This window comes from Gordonia sp. YC-XJ4, assembly GCF_059511865.1.
In genome coordinates, this window is sequence record NZ_CM183447.1 from 3,082,656 (window position 1) to 3,099,726 (window position 17,071).

Annotated in this window: 13 protein-coding genes and 1 pseudogene; 4 read left to right on the forward strand and 10 right to left on the reverse strand. The window is 67.2% G+C overall.

The genetic code is table 11. The annotated features are described in order from the left end of the window. Positions 1 to 60: 60 nt before the first annotated feature. Entirely contained in the window at positions 61 to 1,410 is a 1,350-nt protein-coding gene (gene gdhA, locus AC5ZH6_RS13565) for an NADP-specific glutamate dehydrogenase (RefSeq protein ID WP_006368684.1), read from the reverse strand. 121 nt (positions 1,411 to 1,531) lie between these two features. After that, positions 1,532 to 1,960 carry a type II toxin-antitoxin system Rv0910 family toxin gene (locus AC5ZH6_RS13570; RefSeq protein ID WP_014362233.1) on the reverse strand — a complete coding sequence of 143 codons (429 nt, stop codon included), beginning with the start codon at positions 1,958 to 1,960 and terminating at the stop codon, positions 1,532 to 1,534. 124 nt (positions 1,961 to 2,084) lie between these two features. On the opposite strand from AC5ZH6_RS13570, the gene AC5ZH6_RS13575 reads away from it, so the two are divergent. Further along, positions 2,085 to 3,725, forward strand: coding sequence for an alkaline phosphatase D family protein (locus tag AC5ZH6_RS13575; RefSeq protein ID WP_006368682.1), 1,641 nt, complete (start codon positions 2,085 to 2,087; stop codon positions 3,723 to 3,725). Between the two features lie 63 nt (positions 3,726 to 3,788). Here the strand turns inward: AC5ZH6_RS13575 and AC5ZH6_RS13580 are convergent, their stop codons facing one another. The 4 genes from AC5ZH6_RS13580 to AC5ZH6_RS13595 form a co-directional block, all read right to left on the reverse strand. Then, the gene (locus AC5ZH6_RS13580) at positions 3,789 to 4,301 is read right to left on the reverse strand and encodes a hypothetical protein (RefSeq protein ID WP_496169159.1); all 513 of its coding nucleotides are present in this window, start codon (positions 4,299 to 4,301) and stop codon (positions 3,789 to 3,791) included. A gap of 183 nt (positions 4,302 to 4,484) precedes the next feature. After that, positions 4,485 to 9,977 carry an ATP-binding protein gene (locus tag AC5ZH6_RS13585; RefSeq protein WP_496169160.1) on the reverse strand — a complete coding sequence of 1,831 codons (5,493 nt, stop codon included), beginning with the start codon at positions 9,975 to 9,977 and terminating at the stop codon, positions 4,485 to 4,487. A gap of 309 nt (positions 9,978 to 10,286) precedes the next feature. After that, positions 10,287 to 10,832, reverse strand: a complete 546-nt coding sequence (locus AC5ZH6_RS13590; RefSeq protein ID WP_006370063.1) for a YceI family protein — start codon at positions 10,830 to 10,832, stop codon at positions 10,287 to 10,289. A gap of 71 nt (positions 10,833 to 10,903) precedes the next feature. Beyond that, positions 10,904 to 11,863, reverse strand: a complete 960-nt coding sequence (locus tag AC5ZH6_RS13595; RefSeq protein ID WP_035727934.1) for an arsenic resistance protein — start codon at positions 11,861 to 11,863, stop codon at positions 10,904 to 10,906. A gap of 249 nt (positions 11,864 to 12,112) precedes the next feature. On the opposite strand from AC5ZH6_RS13595, the pseudogene AC5ZH6_RS13600 reads away from it, so the two are divergent. Further along, positions 12,113 to 12,277: pseudogene (locus AC5ZH6_RS13600) on the forward strand (cation-transporting ATPase); the annotation flags it as partial. Here AC5ZH6_RS13600 and AC5ZH6_RS13605 read toward each other — a convergent pair. Continuing rightward, the gene (locus AC5ZH6_RS13605; RefSeq protein ID WP_014362225.1) at positions 12,269 to 12,712 is read right to left on the reverse strand and encodes a PPOX class F420-dependent oxidoreductase; all 444 of its coding nucleotides are present in this window, start codon (positions 12,710 to 12,712) and stop codon (positions 12,269 to 12,271) included. The pseudogene AC5ZH6_RS13600 and the gene AC5ZH6_RS13605 sit on opposite strands and share 9 nt — an antisense overlap. Positions 12,713 to 12,848: 136 nt before the next feature. Here AC5ZH6_RS13605 and AC5ZH6_RS13610 point away from each other — a divergent pair, with 136 nt between their 5' ends. Further along, on the forward strand, positions 12,849 to 14,201 hold the full coding sequence (locus AC5ZH6_RS13610) for a VWA domain-containing protein (RefSeq protein ID WP_006370059.1): 1,353 nt from the start codon (positions 12,849 to 12,851) through the stop codon (positions 14,199 to 14,201). A 57-nt stretch (positions 14,202 to 14,258) separates the two neighbouring features. Next, positions 14,259 to 15,212 (forward strand): alpha/beta hydrolase, encoded by a 954-nt coding sequence (locus AC5ZH6_RS13615; protein WP_006370058.1) that lies wholly within the window; start codon positions 14,259 to 14,261, stop codon positions 15,210 to 15,212. 22 nt (positions 15,213 to 15,234) lie between these two features. Here the strand turns inward: AC5ZH6_RS13615 and AC5ZH6_RS13620 are convergent, their stop codons facing one another. From AC5ZH6_RS13620 to AC5ZH6_RS13630, 3 genes are read right to left on the reverse strand one after another with little or no spacing between them, the layout of a single operon-like run. Next, the gene (locus AC5ZH6_RS13620; RefSeq protein WP_496167344.1) at positions 15,235 to 15,849 is read right to left on the reverse strand and encodes a hypothetical protein; all 615 of its coding nucleotides are present in this window, start codon (positions 15,847 to 15,849) and stop codon (positions 15,235 to 15,237) included. Positions 15,850 to 15,870: 21 nt separating this feature from the next. Further along, a complete protein-coding gene (locus tag AC5ZH6_RS13625; protein WP_496167346.1) occupies positions 15,871 to 16,128 on the reverse strand; it encodes a hypothetical protein in 258 nt (85 codons plus the stop codon). Beyond that, positions 16,125 to 17,000, reverse strand: coding sequence for a GNAT family N-acetyltransferase (locus tag AC5ZH6_RS13630; RefSeq protein ID WP_006370056.1), 876 nt, complete (start codon positions 16,998 to 17,000; stop codon positions 16,125 to 16,127). Before AC5ZH6_RS13630 ends, AC5ZH6_RS13625 begins: the two co-directional genes overlap by 4 nt. Positions 17,001 to 17,071: the final 71 nt, after the last annotated feature.

Sequence of the window (17,071 nt, forward strand, 5' to 3'; positions counted from 1 at the left end):
GTACCACATCCGACACGCCCCGGGATCCGCCCAGGTTCTCAGACCCAGCGCCGAATCCCGTCAGATCACTCCGAGCGCCAGCATCGCATCGGCGACGTGGGTGAAGCCGGCGATGTTGGCGCCGAGGACGTAATCCCCCGGAACCCCGTATTCGTCGGCTGTCCGCACACACGTCTGGTGGATGCCGCTCATGATCTCCGACAACCTGCTTTCGGTGTATTCGAAACTCCAGGAGTCCCGAGACGCGTTCTGCTGCATCTCCAGAGCACTGGTCGCCACGCCACCGGCGTTGGCGGCCTTTCCGGGGGCAAACATCACACCGGCCTTGGAGAGGGCTTTGATCGCCTCCGGGGTGGCCGGCATGTTGGCGCCTTCGGCGACGACCCGGCATCCGTTGCCGATCAAGGACTCCGCGTCGGTGGCGTCGAGTTCGTTCTGTGTCGCGCAGGGCATCGCAATGTCGGTGGGCACCTCCCAGATGGACCGCCCGGCGACGAAATGTGCTGTTACGCCCCGTGTCCGAGCGTAGTCGGCAATTCGCGCCCGGCGCACGTTCTTGACCTCGCGGAGGAGTTCGAGATCGATGCCGGCCTCGTCCACCACGTAACCACCGGAATCCGAGCACGCCACCACACGTCCGCCGAGTTGGTGCACCTTTTCGATCGCGTATTGGGCGACGTTGCCCGATCCCGACACGACGATCCGACGGCCCTCGAGATCCTCTCCGCGCGCGGCGAGCATCTCCGCAACGAAGAACACCACGCCGTAACCGGTGGCCTCGGGACGAACCTGCGAGCCACCCCACGTCAGTCCCTTGCCGGTGAGCACCCCGGATTCGTATCGGTTGGTGATGCGCTTGTATTGCCCGAAGAGATACCCGATCTCGCGGCCGCCGACCCCGATGTCGCCGGCCGGGACATCGGTGTACTCACCGATGTGGCGATACAGCTCGGTCATGAAGGACTGGCAGAAGCGCATCACCTCTCCGTCCGACCGGCCCTTCGGATCGAAGTCGGCGCCACCCTTGCCCCCGCCGATGGGCAGCCCTGTCAACGCGTTCTTGAAGATCTGCTCGAACCCGAGGAACTTCACCACCCCGAGATAGACACTCGGATGGAATCGCAACCCGCCCTTGAACGGTCCGAGAGCGGAGTTGAACTCGACGCGGAAACCGCGATTGATCCGCACGCGTCCGGCGTCGTCGACCCACGGCACGCGAAAGATGATCTGGCGTTCGGGCTCGCACAGTCGCTCGATGATCCCGGCGTCGGCGTAGTGGGGATGCGCGGCCAGTACCGGTCCGAGGCTGTCGAACACCTCGCGGACCGCTTGATGGAACTCGGCTTCGCCGGGATTTCGCGCGACGACCTCGTCGTAGAGGTCCTGCACCTTCTCCTCGAGCCTTGCCATCTCTGCCACCTTCCGCCGACGCGTCGAACCACGACGATCCGGGGACACCGGACGTCTCGCGCCGAGCCTATCGGTAGACAGATATAGCGCCCATTTCGGGCACGATCGACTCGACCTTCCCTCACACGAGGGTGGCGAGATTCTCGATCGACTTCTTCACATCGGACTCGACGATCTTGGCGACGAACCGGCCGATCGGTCCGCCGAGCACGCCCCCGGCCAACTCGGCATTCAGCGCGAACCGCGAACCGTCGGCGCTGCCGGAGACGGTCATCGTCAAGGTGATCCGCACCCCGCCGCGCCCGTGACCCCGCAAAGCGATGACACGCGGTGCATCGTAATCGGTCACCTGCCAGTGAATGATGTTGCGAAATCCCTTGACCCGGATCACCGACGACACCTCGGTGCCTTCGCCGATGTCGGTGGGTACGTCACTGCGCCAACCCCCGAAGATCGTCATCCACTCAGGAAATCGGGAGAGGTCCGAGGCCAGGTCCCATGCGGCCTGCGGGGCCAGATCCGAGTCGATCTCCACGTCGACGTCTGCCATGAACACCCTTCGTCGTCACATCAACTCCGAGGCGACCATACCCACCGGGACGAGCAGGCAAACATCGACGCGACGCATCGAGGACACCCCGACACCGGACAAGCCGGACACGTAGCCTGGTGCGATGGCATTGCTCCTCGGCCCGATCCTGCGGCATGTCGACGCAACGACGGCGTCGGTGTGGATGCAGACCGATCGTCCCGCCGAGGTCGAGGTCCTGGGTTGCCGCGCATCGACCTTCGAGGTCGCGGGCTTTCATTACGCGCTCGTCCGCGTGACCGGCCTGACCCCCGACGCCACCGTCGCCTACGAGGTCACCCAGGACGGCGCCACGGTGTGGCCCGACCCCGGATCGGCGTTTCCGCCCAGCGTCATTCGGACCCGCGGCCCCAACACGGCTGATCGGCTCCGGGTGATCTTCGGATCCTGCCGCTATCCGCGGACCGGTGTCGCCGACCTCGACGACAAACTCGGTGTCGACGCCCTCGACGCCTATGCCACCGCGATGGCCACCCGGCCCACCCCGGAGTGGCCCGACGTGCTGATCCTCCTCGGCGACCAGGTCTATGCCGACGAACTGACCCCACAGGCACGCGCGCACCTCGCGGGCCGGCGTCAGGGATCGGTGCCCAACAAACGACCCGCAGACGAGGTGGTCAGCTACTCCGAATACGAGGGCCTGTACCGGCACACCTGGGGCGACCCGGAGATCCGTTGGATTCTCTCGACCGTACCCACCGCGATGATCTTCGACGATCACGACATCCGCGACGACTGGAACACCTCGGCCACGTGGCGGGCGCAGATGAACGAGCTTCCGTGGTGGCGCGATCGCATCCGTTCGGGCCTCGCCGCGTACTGGGTGTACCAGCATCTGGGTAACCTCTCCCCCACCGAACTCGACGCCGACCCGGACTGCCGGCGAATCGTCAACTCCGACACCGATATCTGGCCGCTGCTCGTCGATCTCGCCGACCGCGCCGACGCCGACACCGCCGAGGACAAGGGCCTGCGCTTCAGCTATCGCTGGGATCTCGGTCGCAACCGCCTGATCATGATCGATTCACGTAACGGCCGAGTTCTGACCGGCGACACCCGAAAGATGCTCAGCGACAGAGAATTCGCATGGCTCTCCGATCAAGCCACCGACGACATCTGCGAGATCGACCACCTCATCCTGGGATCGTCGCTGCCGTGGTTGCTGCCACCGGCGGTAGCCGATCTGCAGTCCATCGACGAGGCGCTCGCCGCCCGGCCGGGACTTCGGGGTCGGCTCGGCGAAAAGATCCGGCAGGCCGCCGATTTCGAGCACTGGCCGGCGTTCTTCGAGTCCTTCGTCACCCTCAGCGCCCTGATCACCGGACTTGCTCGCGACAGACGACTGGCATCGATCACGGTGCTCTCCGGCGATGTGCACCACAGCTACGCCGCGCGCGCCGAGGTGCCGGTCGCCGACAACTGCACCGCCGAGGCGACGCCGGTGTATCAGCTCGTGTGCTCACCGGTCCACAATCATGTTCCGGCATACGTGCGTCCGGTGTTCCGGTTCGGTTGGTCGCGCGGGTTCGCACGCGTCACCCGCACCTGGGCGCGACGACTAGGAGTGCCCGAGCCGCCGCTGCGTTGGAGCGACGAATGCGGTCCGTTGTTCGGTAATACGATCGCGACGTTGACCACCGGTGGCCGGACCGCGACCGTCACCTTCTCCCAACCCGATGGCGACGGAACGCTTTCCGACGTCGCCGTCCTGCGCCTGACCGGCTGAACGCCGGACCGACTGACCCGGACGGCCGCTTCCCCGGGACCGTCTTGCTTTGCAGCGCGTGGGTCAGTCCCCGATCGCACTCCACGGGGCGTAGGCCCACCCCACCAGCTGCCAGGAGCCGAGATTGGCGCTCGGCAGGATCTGGATGTCGGTGCCGTCGCCCCAGCCGGGGGCGAATCCCTGCACGCCGCCACTGAGGTAGTGCCCGTCGCCCATGGAGATGTCGACGTGGCCGCCGTCGGAACCCTCGGAGAAGACCAGAGCCCCGGGTGGGGCGGGCAGCGTGCTGTGGCCCTGCCCGCGAGCGGCCAGCTGATCGTAGAAGGCGATCGCCCCGTTGTGCGGGATGGCGTGGGCGGTGGTTTGTCCGTAGGCGGCGTCGACGAAGTCCTCGCACCCGTATTCGCCGAAATCATCGGTGTGCAGCATCGTCGACCCCCGGGCGATCGCGATGCCGCCGTTGCCGACGTCGACGGCCTGGGACACCACCCCGGCAGGCGTGACGGCGGCGGCGGTACCTGCCGCCAGACAGGTGAGCGCAGCGACGGATCCGACGGTGATCAGTAAACGTTTCATGACTTCCTCGATGTGGACGATCAATCCACATCGACGCTGCCACAACAATTGTCGAATTCAGGGTGCTGACAAGACACCCACAGCTCACCCGTAGATCACCCAAGGCGAGTGAAACGGACGACACGGCCCCGCCGTCACCGTGATCGGTGAGGGCGGGGCCGCGGCCTCGAACGGGATGGGCGCTCAGAAGGTCGCCATGCGGTCTCCTGCACCCGCCCAGACGGGGTTGCTCTCGATGGCGGCGATGATGCGCGGACGCAGTTCCGCGGCGTCGATCACCGCGTCGACCGAACCGACCTCGACGGCACGACGGATACTGTGCACCGAGTCGAACTCGGCCGCGAGCTCGCTGATCTTCTCCGCACGCACCGACTGACGGATGTCGGCGAGCTCGGCGTTGATCGCGGGACGGTCGGCACCCGAGGCCTGCGCGAGGCGGGCCTCGACCTCACGAACCCGCGGGTCGGCGGCCGTGCGCTTGCCTACCTCACCGGCGAACACGACCGCGGCCGCGGGCGCACCACCGAGCACCGACGCGAACGACCCGTCGATCGCGAGCACGGTCATGTTGGGGTTCAACGCCTTCGAGAACACCACGAACGCGCCGCCGTGGTAGCGCGAGATGACGCAGAAGACGATCGGTCCACGGAAGTTGACGATCGCCCGACCGATCTCGGCACCGTACTCCAACTGCAGTTTGCGCATCGATTCCGGCGATCCGTCGAAGCCGGAGAGGTTGGCCAACACCACCAGCGGACGGTTGCCGCTGGCCACGTTGATCGCCCGCGCCGCCTTCTTCGACGACTGCGGGAACAACGTGCCTGCGGTGTAGGTGTCGGGCCCATCGGTCGGCTTGTAGCCGCGGCGCTGCACCTCGCGGGACTCGATACCCAACAGACACACCGGGATTCCGCCGAGATGGACGTCGCAGACCACGGCGGTCTCGGCGTCGGCCATCCCCGCCCACCGCTCGAGGACGGCGTGGTCCTGGTCGGCGACGGCCCGCATCACGGTCCGAATGTCGAAGGGCTTCTTGCGATCCGGGTTGTGCGCGGGCGAGAAGATCTGCCCGACCGTAGTGAAGTCGCTGCCGGACAACACATGTGGGTAATCGGAGATGTCGCGGGCGACTGGATCTGAGGATTCGGCACGCCGCGGCGTCTGCTCGCCGGGAACGATGTAGGTGTGATCGTAGTGCGACATCAGCACATCGCGCGCCGAGACGAGATTGGGCGCCCAGTACTGGGCCTGGCCGTTGGGGCCCATCACCCGGTCGTAACCGCCGATACCGAAGTTGTCCTCCGCCGACACGCCACCGGAGAAGTCCAGGGACTGCTTGCCGGTCAACACCATTGCCGAATCCGGGGTCATCACCAGGATGCCCTTGGTGTGCATCAGCATCGTCGACTCGGCATTCCAGTACGGCTGCGCACCGACGTTGATACCGGCGACCACGATGTTGATCTCGCCGCCCGCCTGGGTGAACTCGACAACCCGCTTGAGCGCACGAGCGACCCAGTCCATGTTCTCGGTACCGGAGTCCATCGAGATCCGGGCACCCGAGGACAACGCGTACCACTCGAGCGGCACCTGCATCGACTCGGCGAGGTCGAGGGCCGCGATGACCCGGGCGCACTCCGGTTCGGAGAGGGCACCGAGCGACTTCGTCGGATCACCGAGCAGCACCACCCGGGTCACGCCCTGCGGGTACTTGTCGGTGGGCGTGGTGATCACGCCGGCGACGATCGCCGCGGAGTTGCGACCCTTGGGCCGGTCCACCGGCACCAGTCGTTGCTCGTCGTCGAGGTCGTACTCGTCGAAGGACCCGAGCAATCCCACCAGCTCGTAGGGGTAGACGGTGTTGCGACGCGCGGCGCGCAACACCTTCTGCCGGAACGCGTCGACCGGTTCGATCGGCTCGTCGGACGGCTCACCGACGATCACGTCGAAGCCGCCTGCCGCGTTCACCGCGAACCGGACGGCGACCTTCGTCAGCTCGCCGGTCTCGCGATCACGCTGACGCGCGATCAGCAGGACCTCTTCGAGTCCCACCCCGGCGGCGGTGCCGCGGATGTGGTCGGCGATGGTCTGCAGGTTGTCGCGGGCACCGTCGATCGGCGGCCAGACGTACATGACGATGCGGTTGGTGGTCGAGGTCAGGTTGGACCGGCGTTGCGCACGGCGGATCGAGTCGACGCACGACGAGAGGATGCTCTCGGCACGGGGCAGCGTCAGCAGTTTGCCATCGGTCTCGCGCAACGCGGTGAGATCGCGGACCTGGGCGAAGGCGATGAGCCGCTCGTCGGACGGATTCTCCTTGGCCACACAGTGGAACAAGTAGACCTCTTCGTCGTCCGCCGACGGCAGACGCGTGAGGTCGAACTTGCGCAGCCGCTCCATCTGCATCCGCTGGGCGATGTACGGGTGCAGCCCGCGGATGAGACGCTCCTCGGCCATGCCCGTCGACGACGGCCGGAACGTGAAGTGGTGATGCATGAGCGCCTCGTTGCTGCCGGCCACCGCGATGGTCAGCCGGTGCACCTGCTGCGGCAGCGAGGCCGCGGAGATGCGCTCGTGCAACGCATCGGCCATGGCGTCGAAATCGCTGGGCTGCTCCTCCCACGAGAGGTAGACGTCGGCGTCGACCGAGGCCACCCCGCGCGCCATCTCGGCGAGACCACCGAGCACCGTGTCGAGTTCGTCGAACCGGACCGCGGCCGAGACGAGGCTCAGGCCGTTGCGCTCGGCGATGACGAAGCTCGCACCACCGAACTCCTGCACACGAACGTCGCGCAGTCCCTTGTTGCCGTAGTAGCGGCGGGTCAACACCTCGAGCATGACCGTGTTGTCGGCGATCCCGCGCACCATCCGCTGGCCGAGCAGACGGACCAGCGGCTCGGTGGAGCGGACCATGTCGGCGATGTGCTCGTCACGGTCGGCGGCGTCGGGATTGGCGTCGAGGTAGCGCAGGTGTTCGCGCAGCTCGCCATACACCCGGGCCCTGTTACGGCGCAGCAGTGGCTGGCCGTACCAGGAGTAGACGACGCCACGGGCGAGGTCGGCGATCGCCGGGAACCGCAGCTGCGTCGCGGAGACGAGCTTGTCGAGGGCAACCCCGACACGGTCCTGCAGTTCCTCGCGCGGGGTGGGCTCGCCGAGCCACTCGCGCAGCAGGGTCGAAACCGAGGTGACCGAGTCCGACGGATTCTGCAGGGCCAGGAACACGCGGAAGACCGCGGCCTCGAGTTCGGGGGTCCGGTCGAGATCGGTGACCCCGTAGTGCGCGAGAGCCCGGCTCAGCTGATCGTGGAACGACTGCGGGAGCCCGTCGCGTTCGACGTCGAGGCTCTGCAGGTAGGTGTGGAAGTTCTCCCGCGCGCTGTGGACGTGCTCGACGCCCATCTGGTCCTCGGAAGGACGATTCTGGCTCAGCTCGGCGAGATCGGCGAACACGGTGATCAGTTCGAGTTCGTCGGACAACGGCCGCCGACCGGACTCGATGACCGCGTGCCGGACCGCCAGATAGTCGTCGAGCAGCCTCGTCCGATCGTGCGGATCGACGTCGTAGCCGAGTAGTTGGCTGCGCAGGTCTTCGAGGGTGCGGGTCGAGCGTTCGTGCGGCTCGATGTCGGTGGGCATCGACGGCAACTCGAGTTCGACGCCCTCGGTGGCCTCCTCGGCCGCATCCGCGTCATCGTCGTCGGCGAGGGGTTCCAGGCGCATCAACGCCGCGCCGGTCTCGACCTGGGTGCCGACGGAGACCACGCACTCCTTGAGTCGTGAACGGACCGGCGCCCGCAGCACCGTCTCCATCTTCATGCTCTCGAGCACCAGCACCGGGGCGCCGGCCTCGACCTCGTCACCGACCTCCAGCGGAGTCGCGACGACCAGCGCGGGAGCGGGCGAACGCACCACGCCGCCCTCGTCGCGGCTGACGCGGTGGGTCACGCCGTCGACGTCGACGAGGTGGACCGGGCCGTGGGTGTCGGTGATCAGGCGGTAACGAACATGATTGATGACCAATTGAGCGGCGTGCTCGTCGAACCGTTCCAGGTCGACGTCGGCGCTGTAGGTCTGGTCGCCGGATTCGATGCCGACGCGGAAGCGGTGCGCACCGATCCGCGCCACGCGCACGCGGTAGGTCGCGCCGCGCAGTTTCAGATCCAGCGGTCGGCCACTGTCGTGCTGCACCTGCGGGCGACCGCCCGACGCCGTCGACAACAGGCGCTGCCGCTCGACGAGTTCCTCTTCCTCGTAGGCGTCGATCGCGGCAGCTGCCAGCGCGATCGCCGAGTGCCGATGGGCGACGAGGCCGCCCTCGGCACGGACGCGGTCGATCCAGCCGGTGTCGGCGCTACCGTCGATCACCTCGGGCTGATTCAGCAGTTCGAGGACGAAGCTCTTGTTGGTGGCGCCGCCCTCGATGATGACGCGGGTCTCGGTCATCGCGCGGCGCAGTCGCCCGAGGGCCTCGTCGCGGTCGCGGCCGTAGGCGATGATCTTGGCGATCGTCGAGTCGAAGTCGGCGGGGATGGTGTCGCCGGCGCTGACGCCGGTGTCGACGCGGATGCCCGGGCCCGCGGGCAATTCGAGACGCGCGATCCGACCCGGCGCGGGCGCGAAGTCGCGGTCGGGATCCTCGGCGTTGAGCCGCGCCTCGATCGCGTGACCGCGCTCGGCGGGCGGCTCGCCTTCCAGCTTGTTGCCGGAGGCGACGTGTAGTTGCGCCCGGACGAGATCGAAGCCGGTGGTGGTCTCGGTGATCGGGTGCTCGACCTGCAGTCGGGTGTTGACCTCGAGGAAGGCGAACAGCTTCTCGCCGGGGTGATAGAGGAATTCCACGGTCGCCGCACCGCAGTAGCCGACGGCGACGGCGAGTCGTTCGGCCGAGGCCTTGAGGTCGGCGACCTGCTCGGGCGACAGGACCGGCGACGCGGACTCCTCGATGATCTTCTGATTGCGGCGCTGCACCGAGCAGTCACGCACACCGAGCGCCCATGCGGTGCCCTGACCGTCGGCGATCACCTGGACCTCGACGTGACGGGCGCCGGTCACCAGACGTTCGAGGAAGACCACACCGCTGCCGAAGGCGCGTGCGGCCTCGTCGCGGGTGCGGGCGTACGCCTCGCGCAGGTCGTCGTCGTTGGTGATGACGCGGATACCGCGACCACCGCCGCCGGCGGTCGCCTTGAGCATGAGCGGATAGCCGATGTCGGCTGCCGCGGCGACCGCCTCCTCGACGCTGTCGACCGCACCGCGACTCCACGGGGCGACGGGTACACCGACCTCTTCGGCGATGAGCTTGGCGCCGATCTTGTCGCCGAGTTTGCGCATGGCCTCGGCCGACGGGCCGATGAAGGTGATGCCGATGCGGTCGCACAGTTCGGCGAACAACGGGTCCTCGGCCACGAACCCCCAGCCGACCCACGCCGCGTCGGCGCCGGTCTCGAGCAGTGCGCGCTCGAGCACCTTGAGGTTCAGGTACGGGCGCTCGGCCGCCGGGCCGAGGTCGTAGGCGATGTCGGCCTCACGGACGAAGGTCGCGTTGCGATCCACATCGGTGTGCAGTGCGACGACCTCTATCGACTGTCCTGTTTCTGCGCACAGGCCCCGAACGGCGTGAATGAGACGGACGGCCGACTCACCCCGGTTCACGATGGCAATGCGAGTGAACATCACCGACTCCTCATCTTTTGTCATACCCAACGATTGTCCGCGCGCGGGGCGCGGATGCGGCCACGATCGTCCCCACCCGAATGGCGCGGGGTGGATCCGGCGGGCGCTGTGAACGCGCCGACAACCGATCGGGGACGATTCTTACGAATGATTTCGCTACGCGCGAGTACGTACCCGACACACCGAGAAGATCACACCGATCCGCGGGCGTCGGATCCGCGGATTCGCGAGCGTGTAACTGCGACAACGGATATTGATTTACCCGTCGGTAAGCACCGTGTCGATGCCCCGCGCACTTCCCATCGTCGGTCACGCGGGGTGGTCCACCTCGACCGTCACCGTCACCTCGTCGGCGACCTTGAGCGCACCCATCATCAGGGCGTACGGCTTGATTCCGAACTCGGTCTGAACCAGCGGTGTCTCGGTGGTGATGTGCCACCGACCCGAGGCGTCGGTGACCGTCAGCTCCAGCGGGTGAGGACGGCTGCGGCCGAGGATGCACACCGCACCATCCACGCGATAACCGTTGTCGGACTTGATGATCGAGCTGGATTCGTATTCGATCTCACGAAACTTGTCCGCCTTGAGCGATTTCAGGGCATTGGACCTCGCCACCGAACGCTCCGGACCGGACATCGGCGTGAGTCCACCTTCGCCGGAACGGACCTGCAATGAATCGACGACGATCCTCGCGGTCAGCGATTCCGGCTCGGAACCGGCCCACCGCACCTGCGCGCTCCATTCGGTCATCTCGATCGTCAGTCGGTGTCCAGTACGTGCTGCCGGGCCGGTCACGTCGGTACGAACCATCACCGTCCCGTCGGCAGCGGACAGCTCCCACGTCGTCGAAACCATGACCGCGACTCTAGTCGGCCGAGGAACCATGATCGCCGACCTGAGGAAGATTGCCTGCCCACGGCACGGACTCACCGCTGCACCGGCAGGAGACGCGGCACCACCCGCACGCAGACCACCATTCCGATGACCTCGACGAGCGTCTGGGTGACCACGACGACCGCGGCCGCCTCGAACCCCACGGGTAGGGCCAACGCCAACGGCAGGACCACGAGCGAGTTGCGTGTCACACCGCTGAACATCACCGCCCGGCCGGCCGGAACGTCGAGGCGCGCCCACCGGGCGATGATGAGCCCGATCCACGGCATCACGATGAGAAAGGCCACGTAGAACGGAACCGCGGCGAGCACCGAGCCCGCGGCGTCGCCGACCGTCGGGATCTGCGAGGCGACGACCACGGCGAGCACGAGCATCATCAACGGAACCATCGTCGTCGACACCGCCGTCGAAAAGCGCTGCCCCCGAGAATGTCCCGGCCGAGAATGCCCCGACGACCACCATTGCGTCGCCCAGGCGAGCCCGAGCGGTATCACGATCAACACGACAAACGCCTCGAGGAACGGCTCTACGTCGACCACCGCCGCGAGGTCGGCACCCAGGAATGTCATCAAGAACAGTGGCAGCGTCACCATCTGCACGATGAGCAGCAGGGGCGTCGACACCAGGAGTCTGCGTCGGTCGCCGTCCGCCAGGCCGGTGAAGACGATGACGTAATCGATGCACGGACACAGGAGCACGAGCAGCATCCCGATGCGGATCGCCTCGTTGCCCGGCAGGAACGGATACATCGCACCGACGACGAGCGGGACGGCAACGAAATTGACGACGAGCACCGCACCGAGAAATCGGAGATCACGCAGCGCCGTGATCACCCCACTCGCAGGCACCTGCAGAAAGGTGACGTAGAGCAGGGCCGCCAGCGCAGGGGTGACCAGGTGGGTGAGCACGGGAGCGAGGCCGGGCGCACCGACGCCGATCACTCCCCCGACGATCAACGCGAGGAGATACAGCGGGACCTGACGGTGTTCCATCACAACCAGGGTTCCATCACAACCAGGGCTCCATCACAACCAGGGTTCCATCACAAGCGCCGCGGCGTTATGCGAGATCGCGCGATCCGCGGTCACCGGAATGCAAACGCTCGATGTGATGGACGGCCTCATCGAGGAGTGCGGCGACATGCCCGAGCTGAGCGCTGTTCGACCGGCACGCCCACGGTTACCGCCGTCATTGAGCTCGACAACCCGAATCGATGGCACCGCAACGAGATACCGGCACTCGCAACCACCATCGCGGTCCTCGTCACATGGGACATCGTCGGAACCCTGCCCCTGCCGCTGGGTGTTGCCGGCCACGAGGGATCGACGATTCTGGTGGCGCTCAACGGTCTACGCCTGCTCTCGCGTCGCGCGTGGCCGGCCGACACCGGCGGCGGGTCAGCGTAACTTGGCCCCGTACACCCGGGTGATGGCCAACTCCATCAGCACCCGCCGATCGGTCACCATCACCTCGCGGTACTCCGCCCAATCCGGATGTTCCCCCGCCCCGCGCCGGTAGTACTCGACGAGGGCGTCGACCTCCGGTCCGTCCGGGTCGGTGCCCGGCCCGGTGAGGGTGGCGGTGCCCTCGGCGGTGGCCCACGTGTACCCGTCGGCACTGGTGAACTCGATGGCGGCGCGGGGATCCCGTCGCAGATTGGCGGTCTTGGCACGCCCCTCGGTCATCGACACGTAGATGCGGTCGGCGTCACCGTCGTAGACCACGGTGACGGGCGAGAGTTGGGGAATACCGTTGGCCTTGATGGTCGCGAGGATCCCGATCGAACTCTCTGCGATGAGAGTGCGCGGATCGAAGGCTTCGGGAGCGGTCTCGGTGGTCATGGCTGTGCCAACCATGGACCGCCACGGCGGTATTCCATCGACCGATCGACATCCGGGGATCACAGCGAGCGGTCCACGTAGGGTCATCGTGACCAGACAGCCCAGACACTCGGTCGACATCTTGGGAGGACCAGGCATGACCCCACGCATACTCGGACGCGGCGAGAACACCCCGCTGGCGTCTGATCGGCTCACGGTGGCGGTCGGTGCAACCGCCGGTGGATCGGCGCTCGATGTGGTGGCGTTTGTCCTCGGCTCCGACCGCCGCGTCCGCAACGACGCCGACTTCGTCTTCTACAACAATCCCCGCAGTCCCGGCGCCGAGGTGACGCTGACCGGCCCGGCCACGCTCGACATCGATCTGACCCGAGTCGCCGATGACGTCGAGCGCATCGCGATCGGCGTTTCCGTCGACGCGCCCGCCACGCTGGGCGGGTCGACCATCGAGACCACGCTCACCGCCGGAGCCGACACCATCGTCGCGCCGGCGCAGGGGCTGCGTTCCGAACGTGCAGCGGTGCTGGTGGAGATCTATCGACGCAATGCCCAGTGGAAGGTCCGCAGCGAATCAGCCGGATGGGACGCCGGTTTCGCGGCGCTGGTGCGCGAGCACGGGGTGATCGTCGACGACGCCCCGCCATCTCAGACCTCGACACCCGACGCCCCGACACCCCTGACCCCGGTACCCGCGTCTCCCACTCCCACTGCTCCGGCTCCCGCACCCGGCATCCGGATGGTCAAGGGCGAGGAGAAGCTCTCGCTGGAGAAACGTCAGAAACTCAACCTCCGCAAGGAGCAGGTCCATCGGGTGCTGCTCACCAAGGGGGCCGCGGGTGCCACCGCGCGGGTCGTGCTGGTCATCGACAAGACCATGTCGATGCGCAAGCTGTACAAGAAGCAGACCGTGCATCGGGTCGTCGAGCGGATGATCCCGGTCGCGACACAGCTCGATTCCGACGGCAACCTCGAGGCGTACCTGTACGGCTCCGGTTACGCGAAGCTCCCCGACGTCACCGTCGCCGATACCGAGATCTGGATGGACACCTATATTCATCTCACCGGACGCCACGGTGCGCCGCTGGGCCCGGAGATCGATTACGACCGGCAGATCGGCGGGGTCAACGAGGAACTCCCGATCATGAATGCGATCCTCGACGACGCCGCGGGTGGCGAACCGGTGTTGGTCCTGTTCTTCACCGACGGCGGATTCCACTCCAAGGTGCCCGCGATCCGCACGCTGATCCACACCGCATCGGCGCGGCCGGTGTTCTGGCAGTTCATCGGGTTGGGGCGCAACCGATTCGGCATCCTCACCGAACTGGACACCCTGGCGGGCCGAGTGGTCGACAACGCCGGATTCTTCGCCATCGACGACGTCGACGCGATGAGTGACGCCGACCTGTACGAGCAGTTGCTCTCCGAGTTCCCCGAGTGGCTGCGCGAGGCGGTCCGCCACCGGATCGTCGATCCCCGGTACGCGCCGCGCTGAGCGGGTTGGTGCCTCCGAACGGCTACCATCCGCAGAAGGGCGGGTGATACTGGCACGGTGCCCACACCGATCCCCCACGACACCCGCCCCGACGACGACGTCGACACCGATGGCTTCCACCCCGACCTCGCCCTGGCGGCGCGGCTGCTGCCCCGCACGGTCGTGACCTCGCTGACGATGCGCCCGCTGCAGGTGCTCTCGGGAGCGCTGTCGCGTCATGTGCCCGACGATGTCGAGGTGGCCCACCTCGGCGACGGGGTGAGCGTGCGGCTTCATCGCCCGAACAACCCGCGCGGTACCGGTCACGCGCTGTTGTGGATTCATGGCGGTGGCTATGTCATCGGTACGGCGGCCGAGGACGACGCACTGTGTCGGAAGTTCGCCGACCGGCTCGGAATCCCCATCGCTGCCGTCGACTACCGTTTGGCACCCGCGCACCCCTACCCGGTTCCGGTCCAGGATTGTCATCGCGGCCTCGATTGGCTTGCCGCACAGGATGATGTGGACCCCGAAAAGATTCTCATCGGCGGCGCCAGCGCCGGCGGCGGGCTGACCGCGGCATTGGCGTTGCGGTGCCGGGACATGGCCGGTCGAGACTCCGGCAGCATCACTCCGGTGTTCCAGTTGTTGGTTTATCCGATGCTCGACGATCGGACGACGGCGGGGACCGGCGATCCGAAGGACTATCGCGTGTGGAGCCCGTCGTCGAACCGGCTTGGCTGGGCGTCGTATCTCGGCGGCGCCGACCGCTCGATCGCCGTGCCGGCGCGCCGCGCCGATCTGACCGGATTGCCGCCGGCGTGGATCGGGGTGGGCACCCGTGATCTGTTCTTCGCCGAGGACCTTGCCTACGCCGAACGCCTGAAGGACGCGGGTGTACCCGTCACCGTGGACACCGTCCCCGGCGGTTTTCATGCGTTCGACATGTTCGCACCACGGGCCGCGGTGTCGGAGAGCTTCTTCGACCGTCAGTGTGAAGTGCTCAACGAGGCCATGAGACCCGCCGAGTGAGTTGAGTCGAGCCGACCTCGCCTCACCGCGGATCGTCGAGCTCGGCCAACTCCTGCTCCAGTGCCGCCACGCGTGCGGATGCCGCAGCCGATTCCTTTGCCGCGGAGGCATATTCATGCTCGGCGGCCGTCACGCGACGGCGCGCGAAACCCCATTCCTGCTCCACCCGGGCGAGTTCTGTGCGCAACCGATCGGCGTCGGCGGAGAGCGCCTCGGCAGCATCGCGGGCAGCCGCTGCCGCCGTCTGCGCTTCGGTGGCGCCACGCTGAGCGCTCGTCGCGGTTTCGCGCGCTCGTCGTAGCTCTGCGCGGGTGTGCTCGCGAGCCACGGACCGTTCGGCCTCACCATGTCCGGCCCGGCCGTCGCCGGTACCGCGTTGTGCCTCTTCGGCGGTCGTGGTCGCCGGAACCGCCACGATCCCGGCGGGCCCGAATCCGGTGTATTCGGCGGCGGCCACCATGCGGCCACGATGCAGGAGGGTTGCGGTGGACTCGTCGGCCACGACAGCTCGCAGCGTGGCCACGATCTCGCGGTCGGTGGCGCCGGACACGGTCACGCCCAGATCGGCGGCGAGGTGCGCGACCCGGCCCGCCACGTCGGCGATCACCTCCTGTCGACGTGCGGACAGGTCACGCATCCGGGCGGCATCGACACGACGCTACGCATCCCGAAGTGCCGCAGCGAGTTCGGTGATCTCGTCGGCACCGTCGGGGTGGCGGCGGATCCACTGGTTGAGCAACCACGCCGACTGGGTGGGACGACGCAGCGCCGCGATCGCCGTGGCGAGATCGCGGTCTCCCGCGCCGCGCGCCTGGCGAGCGAGCGCATTGCGCCGACCGGTGAAGTCACCGGGAGGTAGTCCGTACAGTTCGTCGGCGACCTCGTCGAAGTCCAACCCGGACTCGGACGGTGTCATCTCTGCTCCCCCTGTACCCGATTCCCCTGGCCGGGCACCGGAAACCAGGTCAGTCGTCGCTGCGCATAACGCGCGAACCCGATCCGTTGGAGTATCGGCGACGAGGTCTGCTCGGCGTGCACGAGTGCAAGTCGCGCTCCGCACCCCAGCGCGTCACGAAGGCGTGCGGCCACCAGCGCCCGGTAGGCCCCACGGCCACGATATGCCGGCAGGATCGCCGCACCCCAGAATCGTGCGGTCGACCCCGCCAATTCGTATCCACCGGCGCCGACGTGATCACCCACGGGTTTTCCCGGCACAGAACAGGTTGCGCTGGAATTACCTTCGGCGACGAACAGGCGCGTCGTGGGATCCGCGACGTCGAAGTCGGGGTCGGCGAGCACCGGTGGCGCGAAACCCCAGGCACGCTCGGAGATCGAGGCGAACAGCGCGAGGTCCTCGGCCGTCCGCACGCGACGCACCGCGATGTCGGTCGGCACCGGTATGGAGTCCGGCACCGACGCGTCCACCGCGCGTGCGACGACATCGACCACAGCGACGAGGGTTCCGCCGCGGCGCGCTACCTCGTCGTCGTCGAGATCGGCAAAAGTGCCCAATCCCACCGTGATTCGCAAACCGGACGCGCCGTGGACGGAGACGGTTCGCAGCGCGTCGTCGAGTATCCGTCGCGGATCGCCGTCGGGGCCGTGGAACCGCAGCAGGGTGGCGTCGGCGCCGTCCACGTAGAACTCGAAGGCCCCGTCGACGATGTGGCGCGAACCGTCGGGATGCCACGACGAACGCCACGCCACCGACTCCGAGAGCACGGTGCGCGCGATCGGGTCGAGGAGCGTGTCGGCACCCGCGCCCAGCCCGTTTTCGTCGACGTCCACGGCTCCACTCTCTCATGACCGATGGGGCCACGAGAGTGGGCCTGTCGTCACCATCCCGCCCGATTTCGGCC